This is a genomic window from Sphaerospermopsis sp. FACHB-1194 (assembly GCF_014696235.1).
Classification (GTDB): domain Bacteria; phylum Cyanobacteriota; class Cyanobacteriia; order Cyanobacteriales; family Nostocaceae; genus Sphaerospermopsis; species Sphaerospermopsis kisseleviana.
The window spans coordinates 162323-178159 of sequence record NZ_JACJPU010000001.1 but is presented as its reverse complement, the minus strand read 5'-3'; the positions used below and the strand labels follow the sequence as shown (position 1 = coordinate 178159).

At 37.9% G+C, this 15837-nt stretch carries 16 protein-coding genes; 8 read left to right on the top strand and 8 right to left on the bottom strand.

Annotated features, from left to right (window positions below; translation table 11 throughout):
• Positions 1-45 precede the first annotated feature (45 nt).
• Positions 46-2685 carry a tetratricopeptide repeat protein gene (locus H6F45_RS00825; protein ID WP_190346190.1) on the top strand — a complete coding sequence of 880 codons (2640 nt, stop codon included), beginning with the start codon at positions 46-48 and terminating at the stop codon, positions 2683-2685.
• Between the two features lie 347 nt (positions 2686-3032).
• Here the strand turns inward: H6F45_RS00825 and H6F45_RS00820 are convergent, their stop codons facing one another.
• Positions 3033-3572: a nucleotidyltransferase family protein gene (locus H6F45_RS00820; protein WP_096571519.1), complete on the bottom strand. Its 540-nt coding sequence runs from the start codon at positions 3570-3572 to the stop codon at positions 3033-3035.
• Between the two features lie 384 nt (positions 3573-3956).
• On the opposite strand from H6F45_RS00820, the gene miaB reads away from it, so the two are divergent.
• Positions 3957-5321 carry a tRNA (N6-isopentenyl adenosine(37)-C2)-methylthiotransferase MiaB gene (miaB, locus tag H6F45_RS00815; RefSeq protein WP_137668652.1) on the top strand — a complete coding sequence of 455 codons (1365 nt, stop codon included), beginning with the start codon at positions 3957-3959 and terminating at the stop codon, positions 5319-5321.
• On the opposite strand, the gene H6F45_RS00810 is transcribed toward miaB, so the two are convergent.
• Entirely contained in the window at positions 5272-5499 is a 228-nt protein-coding gene (locus H6F45_RS00810) for a hypothetical protein (RefSeq protein ID WP_199301730.1), read from the bottom strand. The genes miaB and H6F45_RS00810 overlap by 50 nt on opposite strands.
• A gap of 31 nt (positions 5500-5530) precedes the next feature.
• On the opposite strand from H6F45_RS00810, the gene H6F45_RS00805 reads away from it, so the two are divergent.
• Together H6F45_RS00805 and aspS are read left to right on the top strand one after the other, a co-directional pair.
• A complete protein-coding gene (locus H6F45_RS00805; protein WP_190346189.1) occupies positions 5531-5716 on the top strand; it encodes a hypothetical protein in 186 nt (61 codons plus the stop codon).
• A 118-nt stretch (positions 5717-5834) separates the two neighbouring features.
• Positions 5835-7628, top strand: a complete 1794-nt coding sequence (gene aspS, locus H6F45_RS00800) for an aspartate--tRNA ligase (RefSeq protein ID WP_137668650.1) — start codon at positions 5835-5837, stop codon at positions 7626-7628.
• Between the two features lie 48 nt (positions 7629-7676).
• On the opposite strand, the gene H6F45_RS00795 is transcribed toward aspS, so the two are convergent.
• From H6F45_RS00795 to H6F45_RS26835, 3 genes are all read right to left on the bottom strand, one after another.
• A complete protein-coding gene (locus tag H6F45_RS00795) occupies positions 7677-8297 on the bottom strand; it encodes a hypothetical protein (protein WP_137668649.1) in 621 nt (206 codons plus the stop codon).
• 309 nt (positions 8298-8606) lie between these two features.
• The gene (locus H6F45_RS00790; protein ID WP_096571529.1) at positions 8607-9056 is read right to left on the bottom strand and encodes a DUF29 domain-containing protein; all 450 of its coding nucleotides are present in this window, start codon (positions 9054-9056) and stop codon (positions 8607-8609) included.
• Between the two features lie 129 nt (positions 9057-9185).
• Positions 9186-9308, bottom strand: a complete 123-nt coding sequence (locus tag H6F45_RS26835; RefSeq protein WP_255427180.1) for a hypothetical protein — start codon at positions 9306-9308, stop codon at positions 9186-9188.
• 42 nt (positions 9309-9350) lie between these two features.
• Here H6F45_RS26835 and H6F45_RS00785 point away from each other — a divergent pair, with 42 nt between their 5' ends.
• Entirely contained in the window at positions 9351-10271 is a 921-nt protein-coding gene (locus H6F45_RS00785; protein ID WP_137668648.1) for a restriction endonuclease, read from the top strand.
• 99 nt (positions 10272-10370) lie between these two features.
• Here the strand turns inward: H6F45_RS00785 and aroA are convergent, their stop codons facing one another.
• Positions 10371-11720 (bottom strand): 3-phosphoshikimate 1-carboxyvinyltransferase, encoded by a 1350-nt coding sequence (gene aroA, locus H6F45_RS00780; protein WP_137668647.1) that lies wholly within the window; start codon positions 11718-11720, stop codon positions 10371-10373.
• Between the two features lie 382 nt (positions 11721-12102).
• Here aroA and H6F45_RS00775 point away from each other — a divergent pair, with 382 nt between their 5' ends.
• Positions 12103-12615, top strand: coding sequence for a hypothetical protein (locus H6F45_RS00775; protein ID WP_096571533.1), 513 nt, complete (start codon positions 12103-12105; stop codon positions 12613-12615).
• Between the two features lie 7 nt (positions 12616-12622).
• Positions 12623-12808 (top strand): hypothetical protein, encoded by a 186-nt coding sequence (locus H6F45_RS00770; RefSeq protein ID WP_190346188.1) that lies wholly within the window; start codon positions 12623-12625, stop codon positions 12806-12808.
• Positions 12809-12967: 159 nt separating this feature from the next.
• Here the strand turns inward: H6F45_RS00770 and sir are convergent, their stop codons facing one another.
• Positions 12968-14881, bottom strand: a complete 1914-nt coding sequence (sir, locus tag H6F45_RS00765; RefSeq protein ID WP_190346187.1) for a sulfite reductase, ferredoxin dependent — start codon at positions 14879-14881, stop codon at positions 12968-12970.
• A gap of 99 nt (positions 14882-14980) precedes the next feature.
• Here sir and H6F45_RS00760 point away from each other — a divergent pair, with 99 nt between their 5' ends.
• Positions 14981-15124 carry a hypothetical protein gene (locus tag H6F45_RS00760; protein WP_162501934.1) on the top strand — a complete coding sequence of 48 codons (144 nt, stop codon included), beginning with the start codon at positions 14981-14983 and terminating at the stop codon, positions 15122-15124.
• A 65-nt stretch (positions 15125-15189) separates the two neighbouring features.
• Here the strand turns inward: H6F45_RS00760 and H6F45_RS00755 are convergent, their stop codons facing one another.
• Positions 15190-15726 carry an autotransporter outer membrane beta-barrel domain-containing protein gene (locus tag H6F45_RS00755; protein ID WP_137668822.1) on the bottom strand — a complete coding sequence of 179 codons (537 nt, stop codon included), beginning with the start codon at positions 15724-15726 and terminating at the stop codon, positions 15190-15192.
• Positions 15727-15837: the final 111 nt, after the last annotated feature.

Genomic DNA, 15837 nt, shown 5'->3' with positions numbered 1-15837 from the left:
AGACATACCACCGCAAAAAACAACCTTACAGATAGGGAAAGTGCCATGAACAGCAAAAACCCCATTTTTTCAAAAAAAGCTTTAAAAATCGCCATTTTATTATCACCATTACTGTTATCTACAGGGTTTTGGGGTGGAAAACTGCAACTATCCGCTACTGCTCAGGTATTATCGAATCAGGAACGGGAAGAATTAACCAGACTGCGACAAGAAAACCGCCTTCAAAAGCAAGTACAGTCAGACTTTGAGCGTGCTTTTACCCGCACGAATACCCTACTTAATATTTGGTTAACGATTTTAAGTTTATTTCCTGTGGTTTTAATTGCTACTTTATGGTTATTGCGGAAAGCTATAATTAAGGATATTGTTGACCGTTCAATGCAGCAGGTACAAGGAATAGAAAAGTTGCAAACTCAATTAATTAATGTTAGTCAAGATTCTGAAAATTTGATTAAAACTTCTCAAAGTCTCACTCAGGAATTAGCACAGGAAGTTAATAGACTGAAAACCGCAATTCAAGGTGAAGAGGAAAATTTATCTATTCTTTTATCTGATTTACCAAAATCAAAACAGGAATTTCTCACAGCTTTAGAACGTGAAGTTGAATCTGCTCAAGAGAATATCAGCGATTTAGAATTTAGGTTAAATACTCAATTAGAACAAGTCACTTTATCTGCTCAACAACAAAAAATCACCATTGAAAATGTCAGAAAATTAGAAGCTGAGTTAGTTTCTCAATTTAAGCAAATGAAGTCAGCAGTGGAAAATCAAAAAGATGCTGCTGTTAATGATATTGAAACAACCCGTTCTCAGTTAATATCTCAACTTCAGGGTTTAGAATCGGCAACTCTACAACAAAAAGAAGAAACTTTTGAAAGTATAGCACAATCACGCTCAGATTTTACTGATCAGTTATTTCACTTTCAGTCCGATGCTCAACATCAAACAGATATTTTTATTGAGAATTTGTCAAAATTAAATAATCTGTTTAAATCCCAACTTGCTGAATTACAAACTGATGCTCAAAATCAACAAGGTGGTTTATTTGATAATTTAAATAAATTACAGCTTGACTTTTCTCAGCAACTATCATTATTACAAAATGCTGCTCAAATTCGTCAACAGGAAATCATTGATAATTTAGCAAAATCGGGTAATGATTTTGTTTCTCAGTTGTCTGATGTTCATAGTGATATCGAGGAAGATATTCAACAACAGAAATCACAAATTTTACAGGGTTTACAAAATCTAGAATCTGAGTCTCTTAAACAAATTAGAGAATTACAAAATGTAGCGGAATTGCGTCAACAGCAAATAGTTGAGAATTTAGAAAAATCAGGTGATGAGTTTATTTCTCAGTTTGCTGATATTCAAACCGATATTCAAAAACAAAAATCACAGATTTTACAGAATTTACAAAAGTTAGAATCTGAATCTATTGAGCAGATTAGGATTTTACCAAATGTAGCGGAAGTGCGTCAACAGCAAATAGTTGAGAATTTAGAAAAATCAGGTGATGAGTTTATTTCTCAGTTTGCTGATATTCAAACTGATATTCAAAAACAAAAATCACAGATTTTACAGAATTTACAAAAGTTAGAATCTGAATCTATTGAGCAGATTAGGATTTTACCAAATGTAGCGGAAGTGCGTCAACAGCAAATAGTTGAGAATTTAGAAAAATCAGGTGATGAGTTTATTTCTCAGTTTGCTGATATTCAAAGTAATTTTGAACAACAGAAGTTGAGCATTTTAGAGAAGTTAGAACAGTTAGAAAAATTAGAAGCTGAGTTTGTTAAACAACTTGCAGAATTACAGTTAGACGCTCAAACTCGGAAAGAGTCTATTTTACAAGATTTAGCAACTATTCAACCTCAATTTATAGCTGAACCTGAAAATACACAACTAAATATACAAGTACAAGAAACCGCACCCGAAACAATACCCGAAACAATACCAGAAACAATACCAGAACCCACACAAATAGAAGTTTCTGCGGATGACTATATCAAAGAAGCGGAAACGTTGTTTTCAGAAAAACGTTATGAAGATGCTTTAGCAATTTATGAACAAGTCGTTAATATTCAACCTGATAATGCAGAAAATTGGCTAAAGCGCGGTTTAATTCTCAATAGATTAAAACGCTATAAAGATGCGATTTTGTCCTATAATAAAGCTATTAAAATTAACCCTGAATATCATCAAGCTTGGTGTGATATTGGTGTAGCTTGTGGTAATTTAGGTAAACACAAAGAAGCATTCAATTGTTTTGATAAAGCTACTCAGATCAAACCAGATGATAGTGTGGCTTGGTTAAATCGTGGTTTGTCTTTGGTAGAATTAGAACGTTATGAAGATGCGATCGCTTCTTTTGATCAAGCGTTAAAATTTCAACCCAACTCCCCGAAAATTTGGGATAAACGTGGTTACACCTTGGTAAGATTAGGCAAAGATGACGAAGCAATTACTAATTTCGATAAAGCACTAGAAATTAGACCAGACTATGCAAGTGCTTACTATAATAAAGCTGCTTGTTATGCACTACAAAGAGAAGTTGAATTAGCATTAGAGAATTTGCAAAAAGCAATTGAGCTTAAACCCAGCTACAAGGAAGATGCAGCTACAGATATAGATTTTGATGATATTAATAAAGATAAAACCTTTCAAAAATTAATTCAGAGTTAGTCATGAGAAATTAAAAACACCCCTGCATAGTTTCTACACAAATTAGAAGCTATAAAGGGGTAATTTGAAGTCATTAATGTCTCTTGCAAGGAGAGGGGGATGGAGCAGAGAAATTGAACAATAGGTAAGCTGCAATTGTGCAAGGAAAAGCCTTAACAACAACGTAGTTTCCTTTCACGGAAATCCTATCAATACCTCTTGATTGAAGATATAACTTATTTCTCCCATACCTCATCTATCTAGAGAAATAGTATAAATATACTCCAAGAATGATTGACTAAAGGATAAAATATATGATATTCGGCGTTATTTTTGATTGATTTGAACCTTTAAACAGGATATTCTCACTATACGAATAAACGCAGCCAAGGACACTTTTCCATAAATCCTGATGCTTTATTTTCAGCATTTATATCATTAATATGTGTTGGTGTGGGTCGAATAATGCCATCAAATAAATCATCTAAACCATAAGGTGTGAAAAATCGCCATTCACCTAAGTCATTCATAGATACACCTACAGCAGTTGCAGTGTGTAACCAATCTTTAATTCCATCTTCTGTACTGTAATATATAGTTCTACCTGTCCGCCATCTACCAAAACTAGCTTGATTTTTAATATCAAATTCATACTGAGGAAATTGTGTAGTGAGAATTGATTTTACTTGTTGTTCCTGTTCTCGTGTTCCCTGTAAATCAAAAAAAGCAATATCAAAATCTTTGATGAATAATTGACATTTTTCACCAAATAGGTTAGACCATACGGTATTGCGTACTGCCCCTCCTGCTAACCACCAGTTGGGTAAGTTGATTTGAGCGATGTGTGGTAGTACATCTGCAATTACGGAATCTAAGAGAATAGTTTTTAATTTTGTAGAATCACTCATGATTTATTTCACAACTTGAAAATACAGATAAAGTCATTTATTGACAAGTATCATAACAAGTATGATACAATGCTTTGGATGACTAAAGTCCAGAAATGACGCAGAGAACGCAGAAATAAATAACGCAGAGTTTTATCAATTGAAAATTGACAATTGTTCCATTCAAGGCTTCCGCCGTGAGCGTCAGCCGATAGCGTAGCGTGGCGTTAGCCATACGGTTTAAAACCTCCCCTTTCAAGGGGAAAAATCAAAAATCCGCTTTTTCCATCCTCTCCCTTCAAGGGATAGGTAATTGTCAATTATTGAAAACCTACAAAGGCTACGGCTTTTGATAAAATGGTGAATAGACTAAAAATACATGATATTAATTAAGCGTAATTTCCCATGACCACTTCTTCCCGTCGTTATCACATTACTACTTTCGGCTGCCAAATGAATAAGGCCGATTCAGAGCGCATGGCTGGCATTCTGGAAGATATGGGCTTTGAATGGTCAGAAGATCCTAATAATGCTAATGTGATTCTTTATAATACTTGCACGATTAGAGATAATGCGGAACAAAAGGTTTATTCTTATTTAGGTAGACAGGCAAAGCGTAAGCATAAAGAACCTGATTTAACTTTGGTGGTTGCTGGTTGTGTGGCACAACAGGAAGGTGAATCTTTACTGCGTCGTGTTCCTGAGTTAGATTTGGTGATGGGTCCCCAACACGCTAACCGTCTCAAAGACTTGCTAGAGTCGGTTTTTGAGGGTAATCAGGTTGTCGCTACGGAAGAAGTACATATTTTAGAGGATATTACCCAACCAAGGCGAGATAGTAAAGTGACTGCTTGGGTAAATGTGATTTATGGTTGTAATGAACGTTGTACTTATTGTGTAGTTCCTAATGTGCGGGGTGTGGAACAGTCTCGCACACCAGAAGCTATCCGTGCGGAAATTGAAACTTTAGGAAAACAAGGTTACAAAGAAATTACCCTTTTAGGTCAAAATATTGACGCTTATGGACGGGATTTACCCGGTTCAACTCCCGAAGGTCGTCATTTGCACACTTTGACAGATTTACTTTATTATGTCCATGATGTTCCAGGAATTGAAAGAATTAGATTTGCTACTAGTCATCCCCGGTATTTTACGGAAAGGTTAATTAAAGCCTGTGCGGAATTGCCCAAGGTTTGCGAGCATTTTCACATTCCTTTTCAGTCTGGGGATAATGAAGTGTTGAAAGCAATGTCACGAGGTTATACCCAGGATAAATACCGACGGATTATTGATACAATACGCAAGTATATGCCAGATGCTTCTATTAGTGCGGATGCTATCGTCGGTTTTCCTGGGGAGACTGAAGAACAGTTTGAGAATACTTTGAAATTGGTGGCTGATATTGGTTTTGATCAGTTGAATACTGCTGCATATTCACCCCGTCCGGGTACACCTGCGGCGCTGTGGGATAATCAGTTAAGCGAGGAGGTTAAGAGCGATCGCCTACAAAGATTAAATCATTTAGTGGCGATTAAAGCAGCCGAGCGATCGCAACGTTACTTTGGCAGAGTTGAGGAAGTTCTAGTTGAGGATCAAAACAGCAAAGATCCAACTCAGGTGATGGGAAGAACCGGAGGAAACCGCCTGACTTTCTTTACAGGAGATATCAATGAACTCAAGGGAAAAATAGTCAAGGTGAAAATTACTGAAGTTCGCGCTTTTAGTTTAAGTGGTGAACCTGTAGATGTGCGGGAAGCGGTGATGGTGTGACTGGGGACTGGTGACTGGGGACTGGGGACTGGGGACTGGTGACTGGTGACTGGTGACTGGTGACTGGTGACTGGTGACTGGTGACTGGTGACTGGTGACTGGTGACTGGGGACTGGGGACTGGGGAAAATTTTTATCTCCTGACTCCTGACTCCTGAACTCCTGTCTATTAAACCCATATCAAAATCCTTAACTAAGGAGATCAATAAAATGTCACAAGAAGAGTTTCAAGAAAAAATCTTAAATTCACTCGAAGAATTGAAAGCTGATGTGGCAAAATCAAATGAGAAATTTGAGGTATACAGGCAAGCTACGCAGTCACTGGTTAATCTGGCTTTCGGTTTGATTGCCAGTGCTACGATAATTAGGGTCTTTCTTAATCCTGACCTCAACTAACCAGTTTAGCATTTTTGCCGTTTTTTCTTAACCAGAAATGAATACAATGACTGTTAATGCTAGATAATAGGAAAGCCTTAACATTTACTAACAGCCCGGAAAAAAGAACTAAATTACTATGCGAACTCACTATTGCGGCGAACTCCGACAAGAGCATATTGGAGAAACTGTAACATTATACGGTTGGGTGGACCGTCGCCGCGATCATGGGGGTGTGATATTCTTGGATTTACGCGATCGCTCTGGTATTGTGCAAATTGTCAGCGATCCTCAACGCACCCCAGACTCCTACGAACTGGCTAACACCATACGTAATGAATACGTTGTAGAAATTACTGGAAGAGTTACCCAACGCCCCGCAGAATCTTTAAATCCTCGTATTCCTACTGGTGAAATAGAAATTTACGCTGATAAAATTCACATCCTCAACGCTGTGCGTAAACAGCTACCTTTTCAGGTTTCCACCGCAGATACAGAAAATGTGAGGGAAGACTTGCGGTTAAAATATCGTTATTTAGATTTACGACGCGATCGCATGGCGCAAAATATGCAGTTACGTCACCAAGTCGTGAAAGCAATGCGTCGTTATTTAGAAGATAACGAAGGTTTCATAGAAATAGAAACACCCGTACTTACCCGTTCCACCCCCGAAGGTGCGCGTGATTATATTCTTCCCAGTCGCGTTAATGAAGGGGAATGGTTCGCTTTACCCCAGTCACCGCAACTATTCAAGCAAATATTGATGGTATCCGGGATGGATAGATACTATCAAATTGCGAGATGTTTCCGTGATGAAGACTTACGTGCAGACAGACAACCGGAGTTTACCCAGTTAGACATGGAAATGAGTTTCATGTCCCAAGAGGAAATAATAGAACTCAACGAAAAATTAGTTTGTCACATCTTCAAAACCGTCAAAAATATTGACTTACCCCGTCCTTTTCCGCGTCTAACTTATAAAGATGCGATGAATAAATACGGAAGTGATAAACCAGATACCCGCTACGGTTTAGAATTAGTTGATGTTTCCGATGTTTTAAAAGATTCCGGTTTTAAAGTCTTTAATGATGCCATTTCTAAAGGTGGAATTGTGAAAATTCTGCCTATTCCTAACGGTAATGATGCCATTTCAAATGTTCGCATTAAACCAGGTGGAGACATTTTCAAAGAAGCAGCAGAAGCAGGAGCTAAAGGTTTAGCTTATATTCGCGTGCGGGAAAATGGAGAAATTGACACCATTGGCGCGATTAAAGATAATTTGACACCGGAACAAAAGCAGGAAATTTTAACTAGAACTGGTGCAAAAGACGGTCATTTATTATTATTTGCTGCTGCTGATACAGGAACAGTAAATAAAACATTGGATCGGTTGCGTCAGTTTGTGGCTAGGGAATTTAATTTAATTCCTGAAGGGAAAAATAACTTTCTGTGGATTACAGATTTCCCGATGTTTGAATGGAATGCAGATGAGAAAAGATTAGAAGCATTACATCACCCATTTACCGCACCCTATCCCGATGATTTGCATGATTTGAAAACCGCCCGCGCTCAAGCTTACGACTTGGTTTTAAATGGTTTTGAAGTGGGTGGTGGCAGTCTGCGAATTTATCAAAGAGAAGTGCAATCTCAGGTGTTTGAAACTATTGGTTTATCTACCGAAGAAGCACAAAATAAATTCGGCTTTTTGTTAGAAGCTTTTGAATATGGTACACCTCCTCACGGTGGTATTGCCTATGGTTTAGATCGCTTGGTAATGTTGTTAGCTGGAGAAGAATCAATTCGTGATGTAATTGCTTTTCCGAAGACGCAACAAGCACGCTGTTTGTTAACAGATGCACCTGCTGGTGTGGATGGTAAACAGTTGAAAGAACTTCATGTTGCTTCGACGGTGAAACCGAAGGTGAAAGAGTAAAGTTTAAGATCCCCGACTTCTGTTAATAAAATTAAGAAGTCGGGGATCTTATGCTAAAATCCCTACTAAAATTTTCATTAATATTTCTAAGTCGGTGGGAACTCGATATAACATTAAGTCTTGAGTTATGATTCTAGTATCACGTTGAAAACTGCCAAATTGCCATATATCCCCTGTAGTGACTGCACCATATAATATTGGTTCATCTGTTGATATCCATTCATTTACTGCAATTAATTCTACTGCAAGTTGAGTAAAACCCCTTGTTAAATCTGCTTGTTTTGCTTCTACCACTAATATTTGATGTTGAGTTTGCAGGTAATAATCTAAGTCACCTCGCAAAAATTGATTTATTTCTATGGGATATTCTATATTAATTGTTGCTTGGGTAATGTGGGCAATTTCTAATAAAATAGGAGCAATTAATACTTCTCTGCGTGCAGCTTCGCTAGTTAAACTGACTCTTTGAATTGCTTCTTCTAATCTTTCTTTTAAGTCATTTAGTCTAGTAATTTGATTGTTAGTGGTTGGGAAATTAATATTACTTTTGATTAAGGTTGATCCTAGTTCTTGTAAAATGTCCGCAGGTGCAAATCTTAAATCAAAGTATTTACGAAATGTGTAGGTTTCAGTAGGTTTGAGAATTTGCGGACGATGGGGGGTATTCATAAGATTGTAAGTTATATTGTAATTGTAGATTTTTATTGTCTATATTATAGATTTTATTTCACGCAGAGGCGCAGAGACGCAGAGAAGAGAGAAAGAGTGTAATAGACCTCTCCGAAAAAGATGTAGGGACAATTCATGAATTGTCCCTACGAATGGGTTTCAGGTTACGCTTATGTAATTTTCGGAGATGTCTATTGAGATATTGAAGGTGCGATTTTTTGGGATGAAGGAGATGGATCGCTGTTTGGTGAGGTGGAGAGATGGGTTAGTGGTAGCTTACCGTAAGTATCGCTAACTACTTCAAAATATTTAACTCCAAAAAATGTCATTTAATAATGTGTCAATATCACAATCAAACTGCCATAAATCAGGAAACTCATACTGTGGATAATCTTCTCGGATTTCCTTGAGTACATCTTGCCAGATTTCGTCAAAAATTTCAGGCAAATAATTTTTAAGACTAGGTGACTTTGCTAAACGTCGTTTAATTTGTTTACGTTGTTCTCTAATAGTTCTTTCCCAACCATTGTAATCATTTACTAAAGGAACATATAATCGTTTCAAAATATGCGATAATAATACATCCAAACGACTTTCTAATTCATCCCGATAAGATCGCCCCAAATCCTCAATCTCCTCTATCAAATTCTCAACATCCACATTTTCAAAGTCCCTAGCTTTTAATTTAGCTATAGTCTCTTGAGTCCAATGTAAATAATCAGATTCATATAAGGATTTTTTAGCAATTACTTGAGTCATTGATTTGTAGCTCCTGCAATAAATCCATTATTATATTAACATTATTGCTGATCACATAGCTATGGGTAGGGGTTTAGCATTGCTAAACCCCTATAGGATTATTGTAGTGGGATTTTAATATTATTCCCTTTACCGACAAACTTCTACCAAAGTGCTGGTAAAATTAGGATAAGAAATAGCAGCCGCTTCTGCACGGTGAATAGTCGTAGTACCACTAGCATTAAGAGCAGCGATCGCTAGAGAAGAGCGCAAGAGTGTGGTATAAAAATTATAGTAGATTTATTATAAACAACAATGTCTATTCCTGATTTTCAATCTGTTATGCTTCCTTTACTCCAATATGCTGGTGATGGAAAGGAACATTCTTTAAGAGATGCTATTACATTTTTAGCTGATGTTTTTAATTTGAGTGATGAGGAACGAAAGGAATTATTATCTAGTGGACAACAAGCGGTTTTTGATAATAGGGTAGGATGGGCGAGAACTCATTTAAAAAAAGCGGGTTTATTAGAGTCTCCCAAAAGAGGATTTTTCCAAATTACTAACAGGGGAAAAGAAATTTTAAAGCAAAATAACCCTGAAATTAATGTCAAGTTTCTTAATCAATTTCCCGAATTTATAGAATTTAAAACTATTAAAAAAGATAATGATAAATCAGTGTCAGAAATTATGGAAGATTCAGAAATTTTGGAAACTACACCCCAAGAATCCATAGAGTTTGGTTATCAAAAAATTAGAAAAGAATTAGAGTTAGAATTATTGAACCGTGTCAAAAGTTGTTCACCTGATTTTTTTGAAAGATTGGTAGTTGATTTACTGGTAAAAATGGGTTATGGTGGTTCAAGACGTGATGCAGGGAGAGCAATTGGTAAAGCTGGTGATGGGGGAATTGATGGAATAATTAAAGAAGATAAATTAGGTTTAGATATTGTTTACATTCAAGCTAAAAGATGGGATAATACAGTTGTTGGTAGACCGGAAATTCAAAAATTTGTCGGTGCTTTACATGGACAAAGAGCGAGAAAAGGTGTTTTTATCACCACTTCTAAATTTTCTCAAGATGCTAGAGAATATGTATCTATAATAGATAGTAAGATTGTTTTAATAGATGGACAAGAATTAGCTCAATTAATGATTGATAATCATGTCGGTGTATCAACTGTCTCTATTTACGAGATTAAAAAAATAGATTCAGACTATTTTACAGACGAGTAATCAAAAACCTCAATCTTCCTCTTTGCTCCTTTGCGTCTTTGCGCGAAACCTTTTATTTGATTAAAAAAACAGGGGAAAATCGAAAATCCCCTGTCAAATTTACCGACAAACTTCCTTTAAAGTGCTGGTAAAATTAGGATAAGAAATAGCCGCAGCTTCAGCACGGTGGATGGTAGTAGTTCCACTAGCATTTAAAGCAGCGATCGCTAAACTCATACCTATTCTATGATCTGTATGGCTGTCTACTTCCGCACCCACCAAAGCAGTACCACCAGTAATTTCCATCCCATCGGGTAATTCTGTCACTTTTGCACCCATTTTATTGAGTTGTTGCGCCATTACGGTAATGCGATCGCTCTCTTTAACTCGCAACTCTGCCGCATCTCTAATAATAGTTGTCCCTTGGGCAAACGTCGCAGCTACCGCTAAAATGGGAATTTCGTCAATTAATCTCGGTATAATCTCCCCAGCAATGGTACAGCTTTTTAACTGACTAGAACGCACCCGCACATCTGCAACCGGTTCTCCTGCAACTTCCCGCTGATTTTCTAGCTGGATATCTGCACCCATCATAGCCAAAGCTTCTAAAATTCCCGTGCGGGTGGGGTTAACACCGACATTTTCCACCACCAACTCAGAACCAGGAACAATAGAACCCGCAACTAGCCAAAAAGCCGCAGAACTAATATCACCAGGAACAATCACTTTTTGCCCGTATAATTTCGCATTTCCCGTCACGGTAACGCTGTTAGTTTCCGGGTCTATACTTAATTCTGCCCCAAAAGCTTTTAACATCCGTTCACTGTGATCCCTTGATAAAGCGGGTTCGGTGACTGTTGTTTTCCCTTCTGTGTTTAAACCTGCAAGTAAAATACAAGACTTGACTTGCGCTGAAGCAATGGGTGAATGATAATGAATCGGTTTGAGTGCTTGTCCTTGAACTGCTAAAGGTGCTAAAGTATTACTGTTACGACCCCAAATTTCAGCGGACATTTGTTGTAAAGGTTTAACAACACGGGACATAGGACGCGATCGCAAAGAGTCATCACCTGTCACCGTAAAAAACCGCCCTGGATGGGAAGCTAACAAACCCAACATTAACCGGATAGTTGTACCAGAGTTACCCGCATTTAACACATCCATTGGTTCTTGGAAATTACCTAAACCAATACCTTTAACCCGCACCAACTGGGTATTTAATTCCGAAATTTCCGCACCCAGCGCCTGGAAACAGTGAGCAGTGCTGCGGGGATCTTCACCTAAAAGCAGTCCTTGAATCTCAGTTTCACCTTCAGCGATCGCACCTAACATCAAAGCCCGATGGGAAATAGATTTATCCCCAGGAATACTGATACGACCTTGTAGAGACAGTCCAGAGGGAGGACGCTGAATAATTAAGTTTTGAGAAGCGTTTTCTTGAGTTTGTAATGTTATAATAGCAGCCAACATTAGGATACACTAGCTTTTGAATAGACCGGAAATTTTGCAGTGACATCTAATGCAGCCACTGGTTAATTCCTTCCTAGTATCCTACCGCTTTTTATTGTCCGCAACCCAATCCAATCAGCCCTAGTTTAGACTAGCATTTTTTTCAATCTTGATAAAAATATTCACAACCTTGATCCACAGACTGATTCTAGCCAGAAAAAACATTGTTTTCGGGTTTTAGCTTTCAATCCTAGCCGTTTGCATCTTGATTTGTGTAGATTAACAAATTAGTAGATTCGGTTAATATGAATCAGGTTTTACTATTTAGTTGTTTAAACTAACTTTTTAAAACACCTAGTGTTGGTTTGATTTTATTCAACTGCTTCTATCACTTATCGTTCCCATGCTCACTCATCACCGCAAACCTATTTGTTTATCAATTATTTCCACTGACTTACCAGTTTGGTCTGTAGTGGAAACTTCTGGAACATTATATCAAAAAGATACTGACAGATTTCACTTACTATTGACTGCACCACCTTTAATCAGTTGTGAAGTAGGAAATTTAAGCAGTCGAGAAAATCCTGTTCCTCAAACTAAAAAAAATGTTGAAATCCCCACAAGTCCCAGAATTTTGTGGTTGGAAATTTCACCCTACCGAATCATTATGACTATGCAAGGTAACACTCAAGTAAGTTACCGACATTTCTGGGAACAGGGCGTTTATGGCATTAGTCGTTATTGGTTGCCTAATGAATCTTTGCAACCACACAAGCCTATTTGTTTACGTAACTTTACTAATAGCTTAGATCTTACCGGACAAAAATTACCAGAACATCTGCGACTTGACTATGAATTGTGGTCAGAAAAGGTACAACTAGGACGCTATATACTGAATTTGGAAATTGATAACTAATTAGGGGTTGCTGAGAAAGTCTTTCCGTGAGGGCATAGGAGTCAGGAGTCAGGAGTCAGGAGGAGATTTGAAAATTTCTTTGCCATCTCTTGAAATCCCAAAAAATGCACACTTTTTCCGGTATACCCTTCAAAACCCTTGCACTAATTTCTGTGTTTATCAGCCTCTAACCTTTGATATATCAAGGTTTTAGGTTTATTCAGCAAACCCTAATTAGGCTTATTGAGTCGTTTTTAGGTGAAACATTCTGCTCTTTTTTCTCGTTTCTCGTTCTCATACTCTGTATTTCTCATTCCCAGTCGGAGACTGGGAACGAGAGAGCCAGACAAAGCTTTTGCGTGAGAATATGGTTCTACAGACTTTGGAAATATTTATCCAAAGCTTCGTGTACTAACTCTGTCATGGGTTTATTGAGTTTTTCTGCGGTTTCTTTGAGTTGGGAATAAACATCATCTCGTAAACTCACCCTATGACGTGATTTTCCGCTGCTGGTGGGTTCTCCCGGTGTATAAGTGGCTGAAAATTCACGGATAGCATCAAAACCAATGCGATCGCAAAAATCCCCAAAGCTTTCTTTTCCTTTCCGTGATTTTTTAAAGAAGACAAAAATCGGCTCTAAAAAGCTTTCGATGTCGTTGTGGTGCAATTTTTCAATGATCGGTTGTGCTAACCGCGTTTGATCTGGTGAACCACCTAACCACACTTGATAAGATTCCGGCGCACTACCTACAAATCCTAATTCTGCCATATAAGGACGAGCGCAACCATTGGGGCAACCTGTCATCCTTACCACAAAGTGGTCTTTTTGTAAACCGACTTGATCCAATAAAGCTCGGATTCTTTCTAAAATACCAGGAATTGCTCTTTCTGACTCGGTAATAGCTAAACCACAGGTAGGTAAAGCGGGACAAGCCATAGCATAGCGGGTTAAAGCTGCAATTTGACTAGGATCAGCAATAATACCGCATTTATCTAAAATTTCTTGAATTGCTTCTTGATCTTCTGGTGCAATATCGTAGAAAATCAGGTTTTGATTTGGTGTGAGACGAATAGGTAGGTTAAACTGTGCAACAATTGTCCGCAAAGCGGTTTTGAGTTGAAAAGAACCTTCATCTTTTACCCGACCATTATCAATGGAAATACCTAAGAACAGTTTACCGTCCCCTTGTTCATTCCATCCCAGAAAATCTTGATATTTGAATTTGGGTAATTGTTTAAAAGGTTCGACAGCTTTACCAAAGTATTCTTCCACCTTGCTGCGGAATTTTTCCACACCCCAATCATTGATTAAATATTTTAATCTAGCGTGTCTTCTGTCGGTGCGATCGCCATAATCTCTTTGAGTGGCAACTATGGCTTTGACGATATCATAAACATCATCTTTTGCCACATAGCAAATGGGATCAGCTAGTCGCGCAAAGGTTTCTTCTTTATTGTGGGTTCTTCCTAAACCACCACCAGCAAAGACGTTAAAACCTTGGAGTTCCCCTTTTTTATTGGTCATTACTACCAATGTTAAATCTTGGGAATACAAATCTACAGAATTATCACCAGGTACAGTTACGCAAACTTTAAATTTGCGTGGCATATAATGAGTACCATAGATTGGTTCTACGGAATCATGAAAAATAGTCCCAGTGCCATTTTTTTGTCGTGCTGCTTTCACATCTGGGTGTTCTTCAGCACTAATGGCTTTTTCCCCATCCAACCAAATTTCATAATAAGCACCGGTTTGGGGTGAAAGCAAATCAGCGATATTTTGGGCATATTCCCAAGCATACTGATATTCTGAGCGATTTTTAAAGGGTGCAGGGGGAGCCATAACGTTACGGTTGATGTCACCACAAGCACCCAAAGTAGAACCGAGATTTTTTACAATAGTAGCGATCGCCGCTTTGAGATTCTTTTTCAAAATCCCATGTAGCTGAAAACCTTGGCGGGTAGTGGCTCTTAATGTATGATTACCATATTCATCCGCCAATTTATCTAAAGCCAAATATAGCTGCGGTGGTACCAACCCACCAGGATTTTTTGTCCGCAGCATCATTTGATAATCTTTTTCCTGTCCCTTAACACGATTATCACGGTTATCCTGTTGATAAGATCCGTGAAACTTCAGAATCTGTATAGCATCTTCAGTAAAATGGGTTGTATCCTGAAGTATTTCAGTCGCTACAGGTTCACGCAAAAAATTACTATTTTCTTTGAGACCTTCAACTTTAGAAGGTTTACGGGTACTAACGGGAGAAGGCGCAGAGTTAATCATTACAGTAGTATGTTTGTCAATAATGCAGCAGTTAAAGAATAATTAAAAATTTAGCTACACTTTTTCTGCTGGTAGAACACCAAAAATCCGCTCGGAATTATGAATAATAACTTAATTTTAACACAGTTAAAAGCCGGCTTCATTAGTGATATCACACTTAACAAAACCAGCTATTTCAGTATTTTAGATGTAAATCAACAGTCAGGAGGCAGGAGTTCAGGAGTTCAGGAGTTAGAAGAATAAATAACTAATGTTTCTTTCCCAGTCCCCAGTCACCAGTCCCCAGTCCCCAATCACCAATCACCAACTTACTTAAAGCGATAACCGATACCACCATTAATGCTCACAGCAGAAGCATCACTACTTTGATAAGCACCGAGTCCTACTTTAGCGTTAGTGTAAACCAGGAAGTTTTTAGTAACTTCAGATTCGACTCCAGCACCGACAACTACAGAATCTTTATTACCCAAGGGAGTGGGTTTACCGTCATTTTCTACGAAAGAATAGCCACCAGTAACAAAGACATTGGTTTTATTAGCAATGGGTAAATCTACAGAAACTTCAGGGATGATAGCAGCTGTTTCATCACCCCAGAGGACGTTACCCCGTGCGGAAAAAGGAGTATTTCCCAATTTTAAACGACCTGTGACATTGCCGCCAAAGGTAGCATCATCGTTACCTTGTCCACCACTGGTAACACCAGCAGCTACACCAACACCAATATAACTAGCATCTGTGCCTTTTTGAGTTTCGGCAGCAGCTTTACCCACGGAAAGAAATGCAGGAGTAATTACTAAGGAAGATAAAGCAGAAATTGTCACTAAAGACTTGAGTAAGCGTTTCATAAGTTTTACCACAATTTAGAAGTTTTACTGTTAAATTCTAAGTCGAATCGGAAGTTGAAATGTTCCAGATGATTTGAAAATTTACTAAATTCATTGTTACTATTAATGCAA